Annotated in this window: 17 protein-coding genes; 13 read left to right on the top strand and 4 right to left on the bottom strand. The window is 38.9% G+C overall.

Features of this window, described 5'->3' with window-relative positions; genetic code table 11:
* Positions 1–138: 138 nt before the first annotated feature.
* Entirely contained in the window at positions 139–801 is a 663-nt protein-coding gene (mnmD, locus tag ACSQ7D_RS01435; RefSeq protein ID WP_437135103.1) for a tRNA (5-methylaminomethyl-2-thiouridine)(34)-methyltransferase MnmD, read from the top strand.
* Here the strand turns inward: mnmD and ACSQ7D_RS01430 are convergent.
* Together ACSQ7D_RS01430 and tsaE are read right to left on the bottom strand one after the other, a co-directional pair.
* A complete protein-coding gene (locus ACSQ7D_RS01430; RefSeq protein ID WP_437135102.1) occupies positions 764–1,789 on the bottom strand; it encodes an o-succinylbenzoate synthase in 1,026 nt (341 codons plus the stop codon). The two genes, mnmD and ACSQ7D_RS01430, sit on opposite strands and share 38 nt — an antisense overlap.
* A gap of 45 nt (positions 1,790–1,834) precedes the next feature.
* Positions 1,835–2,299, bottom strand: coding sequence for a tRNA (adenosine(37)-N6)-threonylcarbamoyltransferase complex ATPase subunit type 1 TsaE (gene tsaE / locus ACSQ7D_RS01425; protein WP_437135101.1), 465 nt, complete (start codon positions 2,297–2,299; stop codon positions 1,835–1,837).
* A 312-nt stretch (positions 2,300–2,611) separates the two neighbouring features.
* Here tsaE and ACSQ7D_RS01420 point away from each other — a divergent pair, with 312 nt between their 5' ends.
* From ACSQ7D_RS01420 to ACSQ7D_RS01400, 5 genes are all read left to right on the top strand, one after another.
* Positions 2,612–3,937 carry an anaerobic C4-dicarboxylate transporter family protein gene (locus tag ACSQ7D_RS01420; protein ID WP_437135100.1) on the top strand — a complete coding sequence of 442 codons (1,326 nt, stop codon included), beginning with the start codon at positions 2,612–2,614 and terminating at the stop codon, positions 3,935–3,937.
* Between the two features lie 56 nt (positions 3,938–3,993).
* Positions 3,994–5,052 (top strand): L-asparaginase 2, encoded by a 1,059-nt coding sequence (gene ansB, locus ACSQ7D_RS01415; protein WP_009410063.1) that lies wholly within the window; start codon positions 3,994–3,996, stop codon positions 5,050–5,052.
* Positions 5,053–5,120: 68 nt separating this feature from the next.
* The gene (locus ACSQ7D_RS01410; protein WP_437135098.1) at positions 5,121–6,284 is read left to right on the top strand and encodes a porin; all 1,164 of its coding nucleotides are present in this window, start codon (positions 5,121–5,123) and stop codon (positions 6,282–6,284) included.
* Positions 6,285–6,290: 6 nt separating this feature from the next.
* The gene (locus tag ACSQ7D_RS01405) at positions 6,291–7,130 is read left to right on the top strand and encodes a helix-turn-helix domain-containing protein (RefSeq protein WP_437135097.1); all 840 of its coding nucleotides are present in this window, start codon (positions 6,291–6,293) and stop codon (positions 7,128–7,130) included.
* An 83-nt stretch (positions 7,131–7,213) separates the two neighbouring features.
* Positions 7,214–7,843 (top strand): DUF417 family protein, encoded by a 630-nt coding sequence (locus ACSQ7D_RS01400; protein WP_278590274.1) that lies wholly within the window; start codon positions 7,214–7,216, stop codon positions 7,841–7,843.
* 87 nt (positions 7,844–7,930) lie between these two features.
* Here the strand turns inward: ACSQ7D_RS01400 and ACSQ7D_RS01395 are convergent, their stop codons facing one another.
* Positions 7,931–8,449, bottom strand: a complete 519-nt coding sequence (locus ACSQ7D_RS01395) for a KdsC family phosphatase (RefSeq protein ID WP_002671200.1) — start codon at positions 8,447–8,449, stop codon at positions 7,931–7,933.
* Entirely contained in the window at positions 8,430–9,200 is a 771-nt protein-coding gene (locus ACSQ7D_RS01390) for a Rossmann-like and DUF2520 domain-containing protein (protein ID WP_437135096.1), read from the bottom strand. Before ACSQ7D_RS01390 ends, ACSQ7D_RS01395 begins: the two co-directional genes overlap by 20 nt.
* Before the next feature lie 534 nt (positions 9,201–9,734).
* Between ACSQ7D_RS01390 and ACSQ7D_RS01385 the strand changes: the two genes are divergently transcribed.
* From ACSQ7D_RS01385 to ACSQ7D_RS01355, 7 genes are all read left to right on the top strand, one after another.
* Complete coding sequence (locus ACSQ7D_RS01385; protein WP_002671206.1) at positions 9,735–10,337, top strand: LUD domain-containing protein; 603 nt, start codon at positions 9,735–9,737, stop codon at positions 10,335–10,337.
* A gap of 6 nt (positions 10,338–10,343) precedes the next feature.
* Entirely contained in the window at positions 10,344–11,186 is an 843-nt protein-coding gene (locus ACSQ7D_RS01380) for a phosphatidate cytidylyltransferase (RefSeq protein ID WP_181831986.1), read from the top strand.
* A complete protein-coding gene (gene dapF, locus ACSQ7D_RS01375) occupies positions 11,186–11,980 on the top strand; it encodes a diaminopimelate epimerase (RefSeq protein WP_437135095.1) in 795 nt (264 codons plus the stop codon). Before ACSQ7D_RS01380 ends, dapF begins: the two co-directional genes overlap by 1 nt.
* A complete protein-coding gene (locus tag ACSQ7D_RS01370) occupies positions 11,977–12,477 on the top strand; it encodes a GNAT family N-acetyltransferase (RefSeq protein WP_437135094.1) in 501 nt (166 codons plus the stop codon). The genes dapF and ACSQ7D_RS01370 overlap by 4 nt, the downstream gene beginning before the upstream one ends.
* A gap of 8 nt (positions 12,478–12,485) precedes the next feature.
* A complete protein-coding gene (locus ACSQ7D_RS01365) occupies positions 12,486–13,304 on the top strand; it encodes a ZIP family metal transporter (protein WP_009417519.1) in 819 nt (272 codons plus the stop codon).
* A gap of 102 nt (positions 13,305–13,406) precedes the next feature.
* Positions 13,407–14,681, top strand: a complete 1,275-nt coding sequence (glyA, locus tag ACSQ7D_RS01360) for a serine hydroxymethyltransferase (RefSeq protein WP_009410053.1) — start codon at positions 13,407–13,409, stop codon at positions 14,679–14,681.
* A gap of 210 nt (positions 14,682–14,891) precedes the next feature.
* Positions 14,892–21,689, top strand: a complete 6,798-nt coding sequence (locus tag ACSQ7D_RS01355; RefSeq protein WP_437135093.1) for a gliding motility-associated C-terminal domain-containing protein — start codon at positions 14,892–14,894, stop codon at positions 21,687–21,689.
* The last annotated feature ends 448 nt before the right edge of the window (positions 21,690–22,137 follow it).

Here is a 22,137-nt window from a genome sequence, read left to right as displayed (position 1 = left end):
TTTTAATTCTTAAATTTTCGTCAAAGGTATAAAATATTTTTTAACTTTGTCGCGTAAAATACAAAAATCTTTACCTATATTTTTCAACGCACTAACTATTAAACGATTACTTGTTATCTTTTATCTTTTACCTGAATAATGACTCACGAACTTATAAAAACATCTGATGGCTCTACCAGCCTTTATATTCCACAGTTAGACGAGACCTATCACTCAGTACACGGTGCGCTTCAAGAAACTCAGCACGTGTTTATCAAGAACGGACTGCAACTATTTGACCATCAAAGCATCTCTATCTTAGAAATTGGATTTGGTACGGGTCTTAACGCTTTGGCTACTTACAAAGAGCACGAATCCTTGCAACTCAACATTCATTACGAAACGGTAGAAGCCTACCCACTTTCGTGTGACGAAGCCTCGCAAATGAACTTTCCACAGATGCTCAACGCTACAGCACTCGTGCCCGTTTTTGAGCAGATGCATCGCTGTATCTGGAACAAACTCATTACCCTATCACCCTCTTTTAGTTTCAAAAAGCGATTACAACGTTTCGAAACTATTAACGATACCGATACTTTCGACCTTATTTATTTCGATGCTTTTGGGGCGCAAGTACAACCCGAATTGTGGCAAGAAGCTATTTTCCAACGAATGTACATTGCCCTCAAACAAGGAGGCTATTTGGTAACCTATGCTGCCAAAGGCTCTGTGCGTCGTGCAATGCAGGCTTGTGGCTTTACGGTGGAACGATTGCCCGGACCGCTTATGAAAAGGGAAATGTTACGCGCTCACAAGGATTAAAGCCTATATGTCCGTTTTCTACATACAAAGGAAAAGGTATATTGTTTGTATACAGCATTCCCGTGCCTAAGCCTTGGGGCATTGGGTTGCGAAGTGTGTACGTCCATTGTGCAATGGCATTAAGCCCTATGTTGCTCTCCAAAGCCGATGTTACCCACCAACCTATACCCAATGTTTCGGCAAGAGTTATCCATTCTTCAGAACCACTATAACCTCCTATGAGCGAAGGTTTTAAAATGATATACTGCGGTTGTATCTCTCTCAGAAGTCGTTGTTTTTCTTCCCTTGTAAATATCCCTATCAGCTCCTCGTCGAGGGCAATAGGCAGAGGTGTTTGCTCACACAGTTCAGCCATCGCTTCCCACTGTCCTGCGCGTATAGGTTGCTCAATAGAGTGTAATTGCAAAGTAGCCAAGTGTTCTAAATACCTCAGTGCCTCAGTTGCTTGAAACGCACCATTAGCATCTACCCGTATTTCTATATCGTTTGCCGAAAACTCATTGCGCAAAGCTTTTAAAATGCGATATTCTTCTTCAAAGTCAATCGCTCCTATCTTCATTTTGATACAGCGAAAACCCTGAGCGAGTTTCTCTTTTATCTGCGCTTTCATAAAGTCGGGAGAGCCCATCCAAATGAGTCCATTGATAGGTATAGCGTCTTTTCCCTTCGTAAAGTTCGAAGGAAAGAGCTCGTACCACTGTGGAGCTGCTATCGACCTAAATGCTTGTTCCACCCCAAATTGTATAGACGGAAAAGTCTTGAGCTCTTCTAATAAAGCCTTTTCTCCCAAGTGTAAGTGTTGTTCTACCCATTGCAATTTGGTTTCATAATCAGGTACATCATCGGCACTAAGCCCACGAAAGAGATTGCATTCTCCTATGCCTTTTTTGCCCTCTTGTTCTATTACTAAAAAGAAGGTTTCTTTGGAGGTAAGAACCCCTCTTGATGTCCCCGAAGGACGTTTAAAATTGAGAATGTGTTTAATCATAATTTGGTGCGAGCTGCACGAGCATTTTATCAATTTGTCAATTTTCTAATTGCTAATTACTAATTTTCTATAGTTTTTATCTATTTGTATCAATTCGACTGTGGTATAAGTATCAGGCAAGTATTTTTCAACCTTTTCCGCCCATTCAATAAAACACCAATCGCCCGAATAGAGGTATTCTTCAAAACCAATATCAAAAGCCTCTTCCTCATTTTTGATACGGTAGAAATCAAAGTGGTAAATACGACTATCAGCACCTTCATAAGGGTTCACAAGGCTAAAAGTAGGACTGCTCACAATGTCGGTACTGCCTAAGGCACGCACCAAGGCTTTGATGAGTGTTGTTTTGCCAAATCCCATTCCTCCTCTAAAAATCACCACTTTGTAGTGTAAGTGAGGAAGAAGTTTTTTCGCAATAGTATCGATATCCGCTAAAGTGTAGGTAAATTCCATAACGTTATTTTTGAGGGCAAAGGTAGCAAATAATTGCGAATGTCCTCCGTTCGACATTGAAAAGAATTTTTAATGTTATATACAAAAATCTTAAAAAATCAAAAAATGGAAATTAACTGAATTATAGAAATTATATTATTTTTAACTATTGTATATCAAGTGTTTATATACCTTTTGTATAACAATCTTCCAAGATTCGTTCAAGGTTCCTATAAGCTTCCTATAAGCTAAGTATAAGTTATCTCCTAACTTTAAAAGTTCTTTTTATTTTAAAAAATATTCTTTTTTTCTTTTTTGTTTTCAAAAACTTTCGTATCTTTGACCCGAAATTAGTAGTTGTTAATTGTTATTGTCAATTATTCATTGAATATGATATATATAGAATTATTAATCGTGCTCCTCGCTATCTTTGTAGGAGCCAGAGTAGGAGGTATTGGGCTCGGTATCTTCGGTATGATAGGTTTAGGAATTCTGGTCTTTTGTTTCGGACTCAAACCTGGTAATCCGCCTATCGATGTAATGCTTATCATTGTAGCAGTTATTACAGCGGCTGCTACATTGCAAGCAGCGGGAGGTTTAGATTATTTGGTGAAGGTAGCCGAAAAAATTCTACGCAAAAATCCTGCTATGATTACCTTCTTGGCACCTGTAGTCTGCTACTTTTTTACTTTGTTTTCAGGTACAGGTCACATTGCCTATTCGCTTTTACCTATCATCTCCGAAATTGCGACCGATAGCAAGGTACGCCCTGAGCGTCCCCTTTCTATATCGGTAATAGCTTCACAACAGGCTATTACAGCCAGCCCTATTTCGGCAGCTACAGCCGCTTTACTTTCAGCTGAGCTCTTAGGTAGTAAAGGTATTACGCTGGGCAATATCCTGATGGTGTGTATCCCCGCTACGCTCATAGGGGTAATTGTAGGCGCCATAGCCGTGAGTTTTATGGGCGTTCCTCTCGAAAAAGACCCTGAATACCAACGCCGTTTACGTGAAGGGCTTTTAGAAAAAGAAAGTCATACCGCTTCGCAAATGACCGGTAAAGACCTGCAAAGAGCCAAAACGTCAGTGATTATATTCCTTATAGGAGTCCTCTCTATCGTACTTTTTGGTTCTATTGATACCTTGCGTCCATCTTTTGAAGTAGGAGGTGAGAAAGTACAGATGGGAATGACCCAACTCATCGAAATTATAATGATGTCTATCGCTGGCTTGATGATTATCTTTACTCGAGTAGACATCAACAAAGCAGTAAAAGGCTCGGTATTTATTGCAGGTATGCAAGCCGTGATAGCTATTTTTGGGATTGCTTGGATGGGAGATACTTTTTTCAATGGCAATATTGAGTTCTTCAAAATGCACATCGAACAAATAGTTACTCAATATCCTTTCCTCTTTGCAGTAGCCCTTTTTGTAATGTCTGTTCTTTTATTTAGTCAAGCCGCTACGGTACGAACTCTTTATCCGTTGGGGATTGCCTTAGGCATTCACCCAATGGCAATGATAGCAATGTTCCCTGCGGTGAATGGCTATTTCTTTATCCCTAATTATCCTACCGTAGTAGCTGCTATCAATTTCGATAGAACAGGCACCACTCGCATAGGCAAGTACGTGCTGAACCACTCGTTCCAAATTCCTGGTTTTGTAGCTACTATTGTAGCCATTGCAGTAGGTTACCTAATAATTATGTTTATGTGAAATATCTAATTTCTAATTCTTAACTTTCCATTTAAAACTAATAACTAAAATTATATATGATGACATTGATGAAAAAAATTGCCCTCTCATTGCTCTTAATGATGACTGTGGCAGTCTTTGCGCAACAAAAGCCAAAGATTCGTATTTTAGCTACTGGCGGGACTATCGCTGGAGTAAGTAAATCGAATACTGAAACCAACTATAAAGCTGGTGAGCTCGGTATTTATCAACTCTTGGAGGCAGTGCCTGAAGTGAAGAACGTAGCCAATGTAAGTGGTGAACAGATTGTGAAAATCGGTTCACAAGATATGAACGATGAGGTATGGCTCACCCTTGCCAAACGCATCAATCAATTGCTCAACAAAGAAGGATACGACGGAGTGGTAATCACTCACGGTACCGATACAATGGAAGAAACCGCCTACTTCCTCAACCTTACCGTACACAGCAAAAAACCTGTGGTAATGGTAGGAGCAATGCGTCCTGCTACCGGTATGAGTGCCGATGGTCCTCTAAACCTCTATAACGCAGTAGTAACTGCTGCCGATAAAAATGCTATGGGACGTGGAGTAATGGTTTGTATGAACGATATTGTACTTGATGCTAAAGATGTGATTAAAACCAATACTACAGCTGTCGAAACTTTCCAAGGTGCTAACTATGGCAAATTGGCATACATTCACAACGGTAAGGTATTCTTTAATCGTACTCCTGAAAACAAACACACTTATCAATCAGTGTTTAATGTTGATAATTTGAAACAATTGCCTAAAGTAGGTATCGTATACAGTTATTCTAATGTATCTGAATTACCAATGAAAGCTTTTATGGACGCTAAATTCGATGGTATTGTACACGCAGGAGTAGGTAATGGTAACCTCTATCACACTATTTTCGATTTGGCAGTAAAAGCTAGAGAGCAAGGCATTCAGTTTGTGCGTTCTTCACGCGTACCTACAGGAGCAACAACTCTCGATGCCGAAGTAGACGATGCTAAATATCAATTTGTAGCTTCACAAACACTCAACCCACAAAAAGCTCGCGTACTACTGATGTTGGCACTCACTAAAACTAAGGATTGGAAACAAATCCAAAAATACTTTAATGAATATTAAGATTTAGTCTTTAATCGTTAGTACTTAGCTAACGATTAAAGACTAACAATTAACGACTAATTTATACTATGAAAAAAATATTATTGGCAATGAGCCTTCTGGTAGGAGGTGTTGCCACTGCACAACAAGATTTGCAAGACCAAATCAACCAATTGAGGGCAGAAATCGACCAGTTAAAAGCTACTGCTCCTGCGCCTCTACCTATGTCACAAGATGGAGAAGAAAACCCTATTCATAAGAAGTTTAATATGTACTTCAACTTTCAATCGAGCTTTGATCTTGAAAAAGTAAAAGACCAAGATATGACTGCTCAATTCAAAGCGCGCCAATTGCGATTGGAGGTTCGAGGTGATATTACCGACCGTATTTTCTATCGCTTCCGTCATCGTTTGAACAAATCAAATGCAGCAACTTCTTTGGATAATCTCGCCAAAGCTACCGATATGCTCTATGCAGGTTTCCGTTTAGACGATAAATGGGCACTCACTGCAGGTAAAATGTGCCAAGCGTGGGGAGGTTTTGAGTTTGACCTAAACCCAATGAACATCTATGAATACTCTGATTTCATTGAAAATATGGATAACTTTATGTTAGGAGCAATGATAACCTATGCACCTAATAAAAACCACGAGTTCAATTTGCAGATTACTGATGTACGCAATGATAGCTTTGAAACACTTTATGGAACAGCTACGAATACTATCAATGCGAGCAAAGCACCTCTTACTTATATTTTTAATTGGAATGGTAACTTGTTTGACAATCTTATCCAAACTCGTTGGGGAGGAGGTTTGCAAAGTGAAGCCGACGGCTATAACAATTGGATGTTGATGTTGGGTACAAAGCTCAATTTGCCTAAGTTCCAAGTCTTCTTTGATTATATGATGGCTAATGAACAATTGGATAGATTGAAATATACTCCGATGAGTAGCACAGTACTTGTAAAAGATGCTAAGTACAACAGTTTTGTACTAAAAGCAGAATATCAACCTATTCCTCAACTCAATATCTTTGCACAAGGCTTATATGAAACTGCTAAAAATGACCTTACTGATAATAAAATGACAGGTATAGGTTATTTTGCAGGGGTTGAATACTTACCTTTTGAAAAGCAAGACTTGCGGTTCTTCTTGGCTTATATAGGAAGAAGTCGTGAAAACAAGCTTACGAATGTAACTACTGATACCAATCGCGTAAGTATTGGGTTGATGTACCGTATTAAGGCGTTTTAATAAACAGTGAATATAGCTGTTAAACATATTACATTACAACAATTCTCCACACCTGTACGTGTGGAGAATTATTGTGTATTTATATTTCGAGGAGAAGGAACTATTGCCGTAGATACGGTGCCCTATTCCTATGAAGGTAATACACTACTTTTTCTATCACCTTATCAATATTTTCAATGGGTAGAAGGTACTGCGAATGATAACCTACTGTTGGAATTCCACGGTGATTTCTACTGTATTGAGTACCATAAGAAAGAAGTAGCCTGTAACGGACTCCTATTTAACGCTATCTTCTTGCATCCTCATATCAAGGTTACTGATAAACGTTTTGCTGAAATAATAACCCTTTTTGAACGTATAGAAGACGAAAGCAAAACGCCTTCCCTTTATTCAGAACCAGTACTCAAATCATACTTGCAACTTATTTTGGCTTTAGCAAGTAAAGAAAAAAGCCTATTATTAGAGCATACCTCTCTTAAAACTGAACATCATTTAGCTAACGACTTCCAAAAACTCTTAGAAGACCATTTTATTACAGAACGCAACGTGTCCTTTTATGCATCAGCATTATGCCTTACTCCCGATAGTTTTAGCAAGAAAATAAAAACACTTTTAGGAAAAACACCCAATAAACTCATACAAGAACGTGTAGTGCTCGAAGCTAAAAAACTGCTTCATCTCACCTATAAATCCATTAAAGAAGTAGCCTTTGAACTCAACTTTGAAGATGAGTTTTATTTCAGTAGGTTTTTTAAGAAAAATGTAGGTCTCTCACCCAAACACTTCCGAAAAAAGGTGGGAATCTCTATCGTTGCCCAGCCTAAAACGGAAAAGTCTATGAAATAACCTTTTTTATCCATTCGAGATACGAAATAATGCCGTATCTTTGCCCCCGCAAATAAAAAGTTAATTTTAAATATTAAATCACTATGCAAAAATTATTATCATTTTTAGCCGATAGCGAACGTTGCTTTGTAAACTTTATCAGGGTCGCTATCTTTATTGTAATGGCTTGGATTGGTGGACTTAAAGTGTGCCAGTACGAAGCCGATGGTATTGTTCCCTTTGTAACGAATAGCCCGTTTATGAGTTTCTTTTACAACAATTCAGGCAAAACTGCCATTGATGAGAACGGCGTGACAGGTGAAGCAAACAAAGGTAAAGAAGTAGCCCAATACAAGCTACACAAGAATCCTGAAGGGAAGATGGTAAAAGCTAATATTGAATGGCATAAAGAGAACGGTACTTATGTGTTCTCATATGGTTTAGGAGCTTTTATTTGTTTGATAGGATTCCTTACTTTACTTGGTATTTGGTCGCCTAAAATAGGGGTGATAGGAGGCTTACTTACTTTCGGTATGAGTATAGTTACCCTCTCTTTCCTCATCACGACTCCTGAGGTGTATGTGCCTAACTTAGGTGGAGATATGCCTACGCCTGCTTATGGATTCCCTTATCTATCGGGAGCGGGACGTTTAGTATTGAAAGATATTATTATGTCGGCAGGTGGATTGATAGCAGCCTCAGAAGCTGCTCGCCGATTGCTAAAAAAGAAATAGAATTAAGAAAATATTAATTCTATCATCTAATTATAAGGGCTGTCTACCGCAAGGTAGACAGCCCTTTATATAATAAGTAAAGTGGGATTATTTATCTTCAAAAGTCCAATCGCCACGCACTTTAAGCACTTGTTCTATAATATCGCGCACAGCTCCCTGTCCGCCTTCAAGATGCGAAATGTAATCGGATACAGCTCTTACTTCGGGCACGGCATCTACGGGGCAAATAGCCAATCCTGCTCGCTTCATTGGGGGGATATCGGGCATATCGTCACCCATATAAAGTATTTGTTCTCTTTTAAGATGTTTTTCCTTTTGGTATTTCAAAAAGGTTTCGAGCTTTTGGTGACGGAGCATAAAGATATCTTTTACACCGAGGTTTTCGAAGCGTTTTTGTACGCCTACGTTACCTCCTCCTGTAATGATACATATGGTGTACCCTTTGGCGATAGCTGTTTTTACTGCAAATCCGTCCTTCATATTCATACTGCGCAATAGGTCGCCGTCGTTATTTACAAACACTTGAGTATTGGTAAATACGCCATCAACATCAAAAATAAAAGTTGTGATGTTCTTTAAACGTTCTTTATAGTTCTTTCTTTCCATAGGTGTTTATTATTGATTTTGTAATTATATTGTATATTTCTCGTTCATAACCTGCAAGCAAAGCTAAATGGTTAGCAATAGTTTGAGTATCGCCACGTCGTGCAGGTCCTGTTTGTGCTTCGAGGGCGGGCATTGTTTGGAGTTTTTCGAAAGTATTTTTTAGCAAAGGTTCTAATATTTCAAAAGGAATGGCGTGTGCCTCGCATATTCTTTGACTGATAGCCACCAAATGATTGGTGAAATTATTAACGAAAACAGCCGATAGGTGCATTATACTGCGTTGGTAACTACTGAGCGGATACACTTTTGTAGAAAGCTTTTGGGCTAATGGGTATAGAAGTCTTTCCATATCCTCAGTATGTTCAGCCTCTAAACAAAAAGGAATGTTTGAAAAATCGACCTGAGTGCTTTTTGAAAAGGATTGTAAGGGGTAAAACACGCCACGTCGGTTTTTGGGTGAGAGTACCTCCATAGGGGTATTGCCAGAGGTGTGCACAACCAATTGCCCTTCGAAAGGAAGAGAGGCTGAAACTTCACTAATAGCTTCGTCTTTCACGGCTATAATACATATATCGGTGGGGCGCAAGTCGGTAAGGCTGTGAATTTTATCTACCTGAAAATCATTAAACTCAGGGCTAAATTCACTACGGTTATACAACTGCTGAAGGTGCACCTCAGGGAGCTGATAGAGGGCTTTGGTGAGGTGATAAGCCACATTGCCTCCTCCTATGATACTAATATTAATAGCCATATTGACTGCAAAAAAAATGTTAAAAATTGCTTTTTCGCGAATATTCTTCAAAAAAAGATAAGGTTCTGTTTTTTTACCTCAAAAATATAAAAGTTTGATAATCAATGAATATTTTTAGCTCTTATCTTTTACTTTACCTCTACTTTACTCGAACCTAAGACGAAGGTAAGACGAACCTAAGACGAAGCTAAGGCGAAGGAAAGAGGGTATTAAGCTGAATATCAAACGGAAAAAAGCTGCTTTTAGTTTATTGAGAAAAAAATGTTAAAATTGCGTTTTTGGCGAAAAAAACGCAAAAAAATAAATATCATATATTCAGTAAGGGCACAAAGGTAGGAAAATAAAAGCAAATGACAAATTTTATAGAAAAAGTATATAGATTCATTTATTTTGTATATATTTGCAAAAAAATAGGGCTCATTGTATTATCTGCTGGGCAGATATGAATGGAATAAAATACTTCTTTTGTTGATTTTCAATGGATAAGAAGATTAAGTATTAGTTAGATTGCCAATTGTAAAAAACGGATTGTCAATGAATTTATTTAGAAGATTATTTAAAGGGAATGATATAAAAAGTGAAGATGAAGTACGCAAGTTAAATGAACAGCTTCCTGCTGATGAGCAATTTGCGATGAACTTTACTAAAAATGGCGGAAAGTTTATTTATTGCACTACCGAAATACAGGTGCAAGAGGTTTTTCGGCATATACTGAAAGAGTTGGGTGTATATGTGAAGATGAGTAGTAATGCTTCTCACACTATTAAAACAATGTTTGAAGAACACACGCCACTGTTTACTGCTGATATCGAAACTTCGAACGTGTATTTGACGGATTGTGAGTATCTTATCACTACTTTGGGCGGGATTATGCTCTCTTCGCATCAGTTGAGGCATAAGAATATCAATGAATTACCTGAAATATTTATTGTCTTTGCCAAAACGAGTCAGATGGTGAGAGATATCCCCGAAGGAATGAGGGGTATAAAGAACAAGTACCCACAACAATTTCCTACGGGGCTCATTACGCTACAAAGTTTTACCGATGACCCTGAGAAGAATAGTATCAACCATTACGGCACGAGTTCTAAGAGGACATACCTGATACTCTTAGAAGATTTACCTATTGATAAATAATAATTTATGAACGAACTCTTCAAAAGAACCATTACAGGCTTTATTTATGTTTTTCTATTGCTATCGGCGATTATGCTCAATGCTGATGCTTTTGACTTCTTGTTCTTATCCTTTGGTATTATTTGTTTATTTGAGTTTAAAAGGCTTATCAGATTAAAGGAATTGCATATATTTTTGCTTTTTTTGTTGGTTTGGTGGCTGTTTATTCACTTAAAAACTTATCCTTTCTCGGTTTATATACTGCTTTTGGCTACTTTGCTTACCAATATATACCTCACGATGATGCTTTTCAACGAAAAAACGCCTATCCGCAAGCAAAGTAACAATACTAAACTGCTTATTAGCCTACTGTATATAGGAGGCGGTTGTATATTTATGCCTCTGATTTACAAATATGAGAATAACCCGAACCCTAATTATTTTTATCAGAATATATTCAGCAACGAGTCGCAAATTACGATGATAGGACTGTTGTGTATTATATGGGCGAGTGATAGTTTTGCGTACCTTACAGGCAAAGCCTTTGGCAAACACAAGCTCTTTGAGCGCATTTCGCCTAAGAAAACTATTGAGGGTTTTGTGGGCGGACTCATAGGGGCGATGCTTATCGCTACGGCTATTTCGTATTACAGTGGCAGACCACTATGGCAATGGCTTATATTGGCAGTGATTTTGGTGGTTACCGGTGCGGTAGGCGACCTGGTAGAGTCTAGCTTTAAACGAACTGCTAAGGTAAAGGACAGCGGGACGATACTGCCAGGACACGGAGGTTTACTCGACCGCCTGGATAGCCTTATTTTTGCCTCGCCTTTTGCGTACTTAACCCTACTAATTTTTGACCTTTTTTGATGATGAAATTCTACAAATATCAAGGAACAGGGAATGATTTTGTGATGATAGACAATCGCAAAGGGGTATTTCCTAAAAATAATGAAACGCTTGTGGCACAATTGTGTCATAGGCGTTTTGGCATTGGAGCCGATGGATTAATATTGCTTGAGAACGACCCGCAGTATGATTTCCGTATGGTGTATTACAATTCTGACGGGCGTGAAAGTACGATGTGTGGCAATGGCGGGCGCTGTGTGGTGGCTTTTGCAAAACAATTGGGTATTATAGAATACGAAACACTATTTATAGCTGTAGATGGGGAACATCGTGCTACGATTGAAGGCGATAGCTACGTGCGCTTGCAAATGAAAAATGTAACTGAGGTAGAAGAACACAAAGGCTACGTATTCTTAAATACAGGGTCGCCTCACCACGTGCAATGGGTGGAAGAGGTAGATACCGTAGACGTGAAAAACGAAGGAGCTACTATACGCTATGGAGAACTTTATGCTACTCAGGGCGGTAGTAACGTGAATTTTGTGAGCAAAGGAGAGAAAGGCTTTAAAGTGCGCACTTATGAGCGTGGAGTGGAAGATGAAACTTACTCTTGCGGTACAGGGGTTACAGCCGTAGCGATTGCTCTTTATCACATAGGAGAAACCGATGCACAACAGATTACCCTGCACACTCGAGGAGGTGACTTGCAAGTGGCTTTCGATAGAGTAGGAGAGGGGTATGAGAATATCTATTTGAGTGGTAGTGCTCAATTCGTGTTTGAAGGAACAATAGAGGAGTTAAAAGGTAAAGAATGATAAAGTTAAGAGCGTTAGAACCTGAGGATATAGATTTCTTGTATCAGTTAGAAAACGAAGAAGCCTTGTGGGAGGTGAGTGACACCCAATTGCCTTTTGCTAAGCATTTGCTACAAGATTATATACGGAATGCCCAACAGGATATTTACGAAGCTAAGCAGTATCGCTATGTTATAGCGTTTGAAGAGGGAATGCCTATGGGCTGTGTAGATTTATACGATTTTAGTCCGAAGCACCATAGAGCAGCTGTGGGGATAGCTCTTTTGCCCGTCTATCGAGGGAAAGGTTATGCCAAAGAAGCCTTGCAACAGTTGATAGCTTATACACAACGATACTTAGACTTACACCAACTGATTGCTTATATCCCTGCTGATAATGAGGTGAGTATACGCCTTTTTGAGGGAGTAGGATTTTGTTGCAGTGGTGTACAAAAAGACTGGCTTTACAGTCAAGGAGTTTATAAAGATATGTTATTATACCAAAATATTTTCAGATAAGTCATAAAATGATACGAGATATTATTACTTATTTAGAGACCATAAACCCTATACTTGCTGCCTTATACGCTACCATTTTCACGTGGAGTGTAACAGCTTTGGGGGCTGCAGTGGTATTCTTTTTTAAGAAAGAAAACAAGACCGTGTTAGATGGTATGTTAGGCTTTACAGGAGGGGTGATGCTGGCAGCCAGTGTGTGGAGTTTGATAATACCCTCTATTAATATGACAGAAGGTGAAGGCTTTATAAAGGTTCTACCTGCTACGGTAGGGATATTTATGGGAGCACTTTTTCTTTATGTATTAGATAAGTTATTACCGCACTTTCACGCCAACTTCAAACAAACAGAAGGTATTAAAACCGATTGGCAAAAAACTACTTTGCTTATTTTAGCTATCACCTTGCACAACATTCCTGAAGGATTGGCGGTAGGGGTACTCTTTGGAGGAGTAGCCGCTGGTATTCCCGAAGCCTCTATTGCGGGAGCGGTAACTCTTGCCATCGGTATTGGGCTACAGAACTTTCCTGAAGGAATAGCCGTAGCGATGCCACTCAGACGTATGGGGGTGAGCAGATGTAAGAGCTTTTTTTATGGGCAACTTTCGGCTATTGTAGAACCCATAGCAGGGGTATTGGGTGCTTTTGCAGTACTCTTTTTTACTCCGATACTTCCTTATGCCCTTGCTTTTGCGGCAGGAGCGATGATTTATGTGGTCATAGAAGAGGTGATACCTGAAGCCCAGCAAAATGAGAACACCGATGTTTCTACCATAGGCTTTTTAATAGGTTTTGTAGTGATGATGGCAATGGACGTGGTATTGGGCTAACAAATATTTCTTTACAGATGTTTGTGTGATACTGAAAAAAAGCATATATTTGCCCAGAAATAGAAGCAATGAGAAGAGTATTAAACATTAAATAATTTTAATATGCAAAGAGACATTGATATTTTTGAACTAATTGAAGACGAAAGAGAGCGCCAAGAGTTGGGAATTGAGCTCATCGCTTCAGAGAATTTTGTGAGCGACCAAGTAATGGAAGCAGCAGGTTCGGTACTGACTAATAAATATGCTGAAGGTTATCCAGGCAAGCGTTACTACGGCGGTTGTGAAGTGATTGATGAAATAGAGCAAATAGCTATTAACCGCGCTAAAGCGCTTTTTGGTGCTAAATATGCCAATGTACAACCTCATAGCGGTTCGCAAGCTAATGCGGCAGTTTATGCTACTTGTCTTAAACCAGGCGATAAAATTCTCGGTTTCGACCTCTCACACGGCGGACACCTTACACACGGCTCACCTGTGAATTTCTCAGGTAGGTTGTATGAGCCCGTATTTTATGGGGTAGAAAAGGAAACAGGAAGACTCAATTACAACAATATATTAGAAATAGCGGAACGAGAGCGCCCTAAAATGATAGTAGCAGGAGCTTCGGCGTATTCTCGTGATATTGATTTTAAATGCTTTAGGGAAATAGCCGATAAGGTAGGTGCTATTCTCTTTGCTGATATTGCACACCCTGCGGGGCTTATAGCCAAAGGACTCTTGAACGACCCTATCCCGTATTGTCATATTGTAACTACTACTACTCATAAAACACTGCGAGGGCCTCGAGGAGGACTTATCTTGATGGGTAAAGATTTTGAGAACCCTTTTGGTATAAAGACTCCTAAGGGAGAAGTGCGAATGATGTCGTCACTTATAGACAGTGCGGTATTCCCAGGTAACCAAGGAGGTCCTTTGGAACATATCATCGCAGCAAAAGCGGTTGCTTTTGGCGAAGCACTCTCTGATGATTTTCTCTATTACGCTATACAAGTGCAAAAGAATGCGCGTAAATTAGCATCTGTACTTTTAGCAAAAGGCTATGATATCATCTCAAAAGGAACTGACAATCACCTAATGCTTATTGATTTGCGCAACAAAGATGTAAGTGGTAAAGAAGCAGAAGAAGCCCTTGGTAAAGCAGATATTACTGTGAACAAGAATATGGTGCCTTTTGATACTCGCTCGCCTTTTGTAACCAGTGGTATTAGGGTGGGAGTATCAGCAATCACTACTCGTGGACTGAAAGAAGCTGATATGGAACGCATTGCCGACTTTATAGACCGTGCGATTACTAATCGAGATAATGATGAAGTGCTTGAAGAAATAGCAGAAGAAGTAAATATGTTTATGGAAGACAGACCTTTGTTTGCATATTAGTAAATTATAGGCTACTTATATAAAGTATAAACATAGGCTCTTACTAAGTTTTTAGGACTTAGTAAGAGCTTTTTTGTTGCACAGTTTCGTAGAAAAAGTAACAATAGTTGAGAAGAAAAAGAAAATATTACTCAAAATATTTTGTATGTGAAAAATTTTCCCTACTTTTGCACCCCGAAAATCACTAACGAAACAATTATAAAACTCAAAATGTACAAACATTTAACTATTAAGTTATCGCTATTTATTTTACTATTTCTATTTGTAAAAGGACAAGCACAGTCGTGTGATGAAAACGTATTAAAAGGGTTGGAAAGAACCCGTATTTATTACCATAAAGAAGTAACCAAAGACAGTAATGCTTCATTCTTCATTAAAAACCCTCTGAAAGGAACTACCTATTCATTTATAGATAAGGCAACTGGTGTTGCTTATAGCAAACTTTACACAGGTATGCCTGAGGAACTCACTATTGAGATTCCAGTAGGGAAGGTAACTACTGAGCAGAGCTTTATATTTAGGGCTACCAACGGCGATTGTGCTTATCAATCGTTGGACAATCGCGATGTTAATAAGCGATATTATGTAATTACCCCCAATACTCAACTCAAACTTTCTCTCAGTGTCGAACATGAATGGTGTGCACACTCAGGAGCAGTGCATATGAATATGGTGGGTGATGATAATGCCAATTACAATTTCTTCTTCAAAAAGCCTAATGGCAATTTTGAGCAATTGGCAGGACATTCTTATACTAGTTTAGATGCGGGTACCTACGAAGTAAAAGCGGTAAACAAGAATGACAGTAGTAAAACCTATACACAAAAAGTAAAAATAGAGAAGCTTACCAAACATGTCGATTTTCAATTGAGTAGTGTAGCCGATGTGTGTACTGGCAAAATGGCTATTTATGTAGATACTAAAAAAGGAAAGGTAGGAGGTTCAGTTGATAACAGTTATCCCCTATTTTTTACTTTGCTCAAAAATAATGTAGAGATAAAAAATCAAACTTCTCCTATATTTAAAGATGTAGAAGAAGGAGCTACCTATGAAGTGCGTGTGTACGATGCCTGTGGTACCAGTGGTGGTAACTTTTCTACTCAAACTTACAAAGTCACCAAAAGATTAGGGTTCTTCAAGGTTACTAATCACAGTGGCTTCTCGCCTAAAGCCGATTGTCCTTATATGGTTTCGTTTACCTCGGAACTCTACGTGAAAGATGCAAGAGAAATGGTTGAAAAGAACTTGATTCCTTATCCACTTGCTTTTACTTTTGAGATGACTTCTCCTTCTAATAAGGTGTATCACTTCTCTTTTGTGGTGAATAACCAGCAAGAGTTAGAAGATACTTTTAATGTGAGTAGCAATAGTTTCGCACTAAGACCTCTCAAACTTTCTAACAACAATATTCCTTATGAGGCGGGCAAATGGAAACTTAAAGGGACTTATACTATTTGTGGCAAACAGAATGTTATCCCTGAAACTGAAAAAGAGGTCTTTTTGCCTATTACAGGGGTAGGGATAGGTACTGCTCAAGACGATTTGGCTATTAATTGTAGAAACCAAAAACTCGTTCTTACTAATAGTAATTATGTACAAACTTTAAAGAACTTCTATACAGTGTTAGAAAATGCTCCTGCTGGATTTGATTATCAGGCAGCGGGTTTTTATAAAATAACGACTTCTAATCCTCATTTGCAAAACAAATGGGTGAAATTCTTTGAAAGTGCTGATGGTAAAAAAACATTATTGCCTGCAAAGTTTGTAGAAGAAGGTAGTAATTACAAATTTAAAGTGGTAGACGAATGTACGAATACTACTAATGACCTCAGTTATACAGGTTACGCTACTAGTCAAGGACGTTTTACATTAGAGGCTAAAACCTATGCTACTTGTAGTAGTCCTTCGGGAACTCCCGATGATAATTCTCTTTGGAAAGAGGTTGTACTCCAAAGGGGAAATATTGCCGATGGTACCATTACCAAAGTCGAAATTATTTCCTATGAAAAAGATAGTCGCTTTGCCGACTATAGTGCCTTAATGCCTGTTACATTGCCTATCGATATTACCGAAGCCTATAGATCGGGAGCACAACAGTGGAGAATAAAGCTCCCCGCAGGAGTTTACAATGTGCGATGGTCGGGGTCGTGTAACAAGACTGAAACCCTCAAAGTACAAACCGGAGGTACTGAGAACACTGCCTTTGAATGGCAAGATGGTTGTAATCCCAAATTGATAGTGAAAAGAAACACCTCTTATTCGCTTACAGAGGGAATACAGTATATTTTAGAACGCTATGAGACTAAAGAAAACCGATGGGCATCGGTTACTTATGGTTATTATGGAGGAGATACTTTTCTTGATGCGAGAAGAGATAGATTTGAGTTCAATATCCCGAATCCTCAACAAGGTAAATATCGCGTCTTACGCATTATACAACCCGATAGTAGAAATAGATTTAAAGAATGTACCCGTGTGGTAGCTGAACACGAATTTACCGAAGGTGAAATGCAACAGCCTAAAGGAGTACGTATGGATTGCTCGGCAATAGGAGGGACTCAAAAATATCATATAGCCATTATTCCACAAGGGGGAGTGCCTCCTTATACTTTTGAACTATCGGAAGCTGAGATAGATGGTAGCACTACGAATGCTGTGTATCAAAATAATGCCGATAACAATTTCTTTATCAATATAGATGCTTCTAAACCTCAGGCTCGCTATAAGTTTTTGGTAAAAGATTCTTGTGGCAAAGGGAAAGTGTATGAAGAGACTCTTTCACAAATTGCACCTTTTGCTGTACAGAAAAACCAAGATTACTATTGCGTGGGATCTAAAGGAGTACTATCAGTGCCACAAATAAGTGGCGTTAGCTATCAGTGGTATCGCAACGATCAGCCTGCAACGGTGTTGAGTACAAACAATGAGCTTGTTATAAACAACCTTACTCAAGCCGATCTCGACAATACTTTTAGCTTGAAGCTAACACTTACTCATATTACCGACCCTAATGTAAAAAACTGTATAGAGCAAAATCTCAATGGTTTTGACACTATTCGTTTCAATGCTCACGCTCCTTATAGCCAAACTTATAAAGCTCCTATAGCGGTTAATAGAGTGGAGTGTTTAGACGAAACAAATAATAGTGTTAATAACATTTACGATGTAAATAAGCTGTTTAAAAACGTTCCTACTTCTTTTGAAAGTGGCGTTTCTTACGATATAATTGATAAGGATGGATTGATTTCTACTACCAAAATGGATTATGTGGGTATAAAAGATATGATTAAAATGAGTCCGGCACTTGTAGGAAAACATACTTTTATATACCGTATAAAATTGGCTTGTGGTTCTGTGATTACACAAACGGAAGCTACTTTAGAAGTAAAAACTTATAAAGGAATTCCCGCTACAAGTATAAATGTTTGTGAAGCCACCAAAACATTGGCTGAACTCGAAACGATTATTAAAAATACAAACGCAGGTATAACAACATCTATATTTGGTAATAACTTTGAGTTTCAGTGGTATCCTACTTCCGCAGATGCAATTAATGAAACGAATAGAATTACCGCTCCATCGCTGTCTCTATCCGAAGGGAATAATCAATATTACATAAAAGGGAAACACGTAGGCGATAGTTTCTGTTTTTCTTCACCTGCACAAGTGAATATTATGCGCCTTTCATCAGCTTCTAAAGGTGATAAAACCATAATACTTTGTGAAGGAACTACCGTAACCGACTTGAAGAAAGAAATTGCTAAGCCATCTACTTCCGATGTAAATAAAGTAGCTGTTTATAAGGGTACAACCCTACTTTCTAACGATGATGTGTTACAAACAGGCATTCAGTATACTTATACGTATAAAGTGGGCACTTGTGAAACACCTTCGGCTAACATAAATCTCACCCTCACCCCTATAACTCCCATACCTCCAGTAGAGAGTGTAACAGTTTGTGATTACGAGGTGGAAAATCTATCTTATTATACTACTTATGCTGTGGTAATGAATTACCTTCAAGCGAAGTATACAGATAAGACAGTTAAATTGTATCGAAGTTTTGGACCTAATTATATTCCTCAGGTAAAACCTACTGATAAAATATATCTGAATAATGATAGTTTTTCGTATACTTTGCAAGAAGCAGGAAAATGTGAATCAGCTAAACAGAAAATCATCGTTGTAGCCGATATTAATCGTGCTATAGCTACTTCGGTAGATATAAGTGTGTGTGAAGAAGATAAAGTATCGGCTATAAGAGCTAAATTAACAGGAAATAATATCAAAATCTATAAAAGATTAAAGACAAACTCTCAGCAGGCTGTTCTATCTATGGAAGTTAATGATAATGATAATATAGATTGGGCAGCAGGTATGGAATATTTCTATACTATAAAGAACACAGGAGATACTTGTGAAAGTAGAAAAGAAAGGATATACCTTTCAAAATCATTAGGAGGTAAAACTTTAGCACAGCCAGTCTCTTTATCATTGTGCAATAGCAATGCTACTATAAGGGATTTGAAAGTAGCCTTGCAGGGTAATGAAGTGAAAATCTATACACTTAATGGTCAAAATAAATATGTAGAGGAAGCAGATGCTACAGCTCTTAATGCTGTTACCAATTATTACTACACCCTTCGCGATATTGGGAAATGTGTGAGTGAAAAGGCTCCTATTACCTTTACACTTTTGCAGCGTCCTGCCACTCCTACAGTTACCCAAACTACCCAATCTTTCTGTAGTAATGCCACCATAGCTTCCTTGCAACCGCAAGGTGCTAATATAGTATGGTATGCTACAGCTACCAGCACAACACCTCTAGCAAATACAACACCTTTGGTAGCGGGTAGTACTTACTATGTAGCTCAGAGAAATGGCAGTTGTGAAAGTCTCCGTGCAGCAGTGAATGTAGTCTATAGCAATACATTAAGCCTTACTGTACCAGCACCTTTAACCATTGCTTGCGATGATGCTAACATAGCAACAACTGTAGGCAATTGGCTCAACCAAGCTACAGTTACCGATACTTGTGGTACGGCTACCCTTACCCACAACTACACTGCGGTGAAACCGACGGATTGGTGTAACACTTCGATAGTAACTATTACCTTTGTAGGTAAAGACCCATTAGGCAACACCGTTACCAAAACAAGCACTATCAAAGTATTGCAAATTGATGCTGTAGACGATACGCATACGGGTATCATCAATGGAGCCAATGGTGCTAATGATGTGATTGATGTATTGCAAAATGATAGGGTAGAAGGTATGCAAGCTACTACAAGCAATGTACAGCTTACGATAGTAACTCCTGCTACTGGAGGAACCAATGTACCTGCACTTAATACCGCTACAGGTAAAATATCAGTCCCTGCAGGCACTAAATCGGGTACTTATACTATTCAGTACAAAATCTGTCTTACCGAAAATAGTATAACCGTTTGCGACACAGCCACCGCCACTATAAAAGTAGGCAGTACGCCAATTGTTGCCAAAACTGATACTTATACGATAACCAATGGTACTAGCACAACAACTACCACAGGTACGGTATTAGATAACGATAAACTTGGCACTAAAATTCCAACCACCACCGATGTGATTCTTACCGTAGTAACTACCACCACCGATGTAGTAGGAGCAACTAAAACGCCTACGCTCAACAACAATGGTACTGTTACGGTACCTTCGGGAACTAAATCGGGTACTTATGAGATAGTGTATAGCATCTGTGAGCGTTTGAACCCTGATAATTGTGCAACAGCCACAGCTACTGTAAAAGTAGGCAGTACGCCAATTGTTGCCAAAGCCGATACTTATACGATAACCAATGGTACTAGCACAACAACTACCACCGGTACGGTATTAGATAACGATAAACTCGGCACTAAAACGCCAACAACTACCGATGTGATTCTTACCGTAGTAACTACCACCACCGATGTAGTAGGAGCGACTAAAACGCCTACGCTCAACAACAATGGTACTGTTACGGTACCTTCGGGTACTAAATCGGGTACTTATGAGATAGTATACAGCATCTGTGAGCGTTTGAACCCTGATAACTGTGCAACAGCCACAGCTACTGTAAAAGTGTTTGTTCCTACTGTAGTAACGCCAACGACTATTGAAGCAGTGAACGATGGGGTAACTACGATTACAAGCACTGTAGGTGGCACTACACCAAGCGTTCTTACTAACGATAAACTCAATGGTGTACCAAATCCAAGTATCAGTTCTGTAACACTTACTTGGAATACAGCAACTCCTACGGGCTTCACCTTGAACCCTAATGGAACGATTACGGTAGCACCAAACACCCCTGTGGGTATCCATACGATAAGCTACACTATATGCGCCGTAGCAAGTCCTACGGTATGTAGCACCGCAAGTATTGTGGTAACAGTGAGTGGTACAACCACAAGCACCACCCCAGTATTGCCAATAGCAGTAGATGATCGTTCTACAACCACTATCAATACTCCAGTAGTGGTGAATGTATTGGGTAACGATATCCCTAATGGAGCAACAACTCCTAATGTGGTAGCCACCCCTGCTAACGGTACAGTAGTTGTGAATGTAGATGGTTCTATAGAATATCGTCCAAATACTAATTTTGAGGGCACTGATACCTTTGTGTATAAACTTTGCAACACCGATGGTTGTGCTTCAGCTACTGTTACTGTCTATGTAGTGAACAAGATAGTGCCGTACAATGGTATGTCGGTAAATGGCGATGGCAAAAACGATTATTTTCATATCGGTGGCATTGAGCGTTACCCTAACAATGTGGTACGTATCTATAACCGTTGGGGTGTGAAAGTATTCGAGACCGAAGGTTATGACAATGTTACCCGCGTATTTAGAGGCATCTCTAACGGACGTGTAACTATCGAACAAGCCGATAAGCTCCCACAAGGAACGTATTACTACGTGATAGAGTATTATGATAGTAATAACAACAAAGAATCTTTAGTTGGTTGGTTATACGTTAAGAAATAGCATTATATAAATAGAAGAACCTCAAAAAAGGCTGTTCAGCATTTCGCTGAACAGCCTTTTTTGCATAATATATTGTGTGGCTCACATTTCTGATGTAGCTCACATCTAATTTTTCTTCTCTTTTCTTTCGTTTTATTACCCTCAAAGCTACGTTTTTTTCTTCACTCTTAATTATTCAGTATCAATTTTTTATATACCCTTTGTATATCTATCTTCCAAGATTCGTTCAAGCTTCCTATAAGCTTCCTATAAGCTAAGCATACCCAATTTACCTCTCATCTTTTACCTTTTGACTGAATTCTCACTTCTGATATCCTTCGTTTTTCTTCGATAGCACTGAGTCTTTCCGAGCTTCCCCGGAAAGTCTAAAAAGTCCAACTACTTTACTCACTTGCCCATCGTGCTACGACCTCTGGCAAAGATGATTATTGGTATTTTTGATATTACT

The organism is Capnocytophaga sp. G1920 (assembly GCF_051417515.1).
Note: the sequence above shows the minus strand (reverse complement) of the source record. Positions and strands in the feature narration are given on the sequence as shown.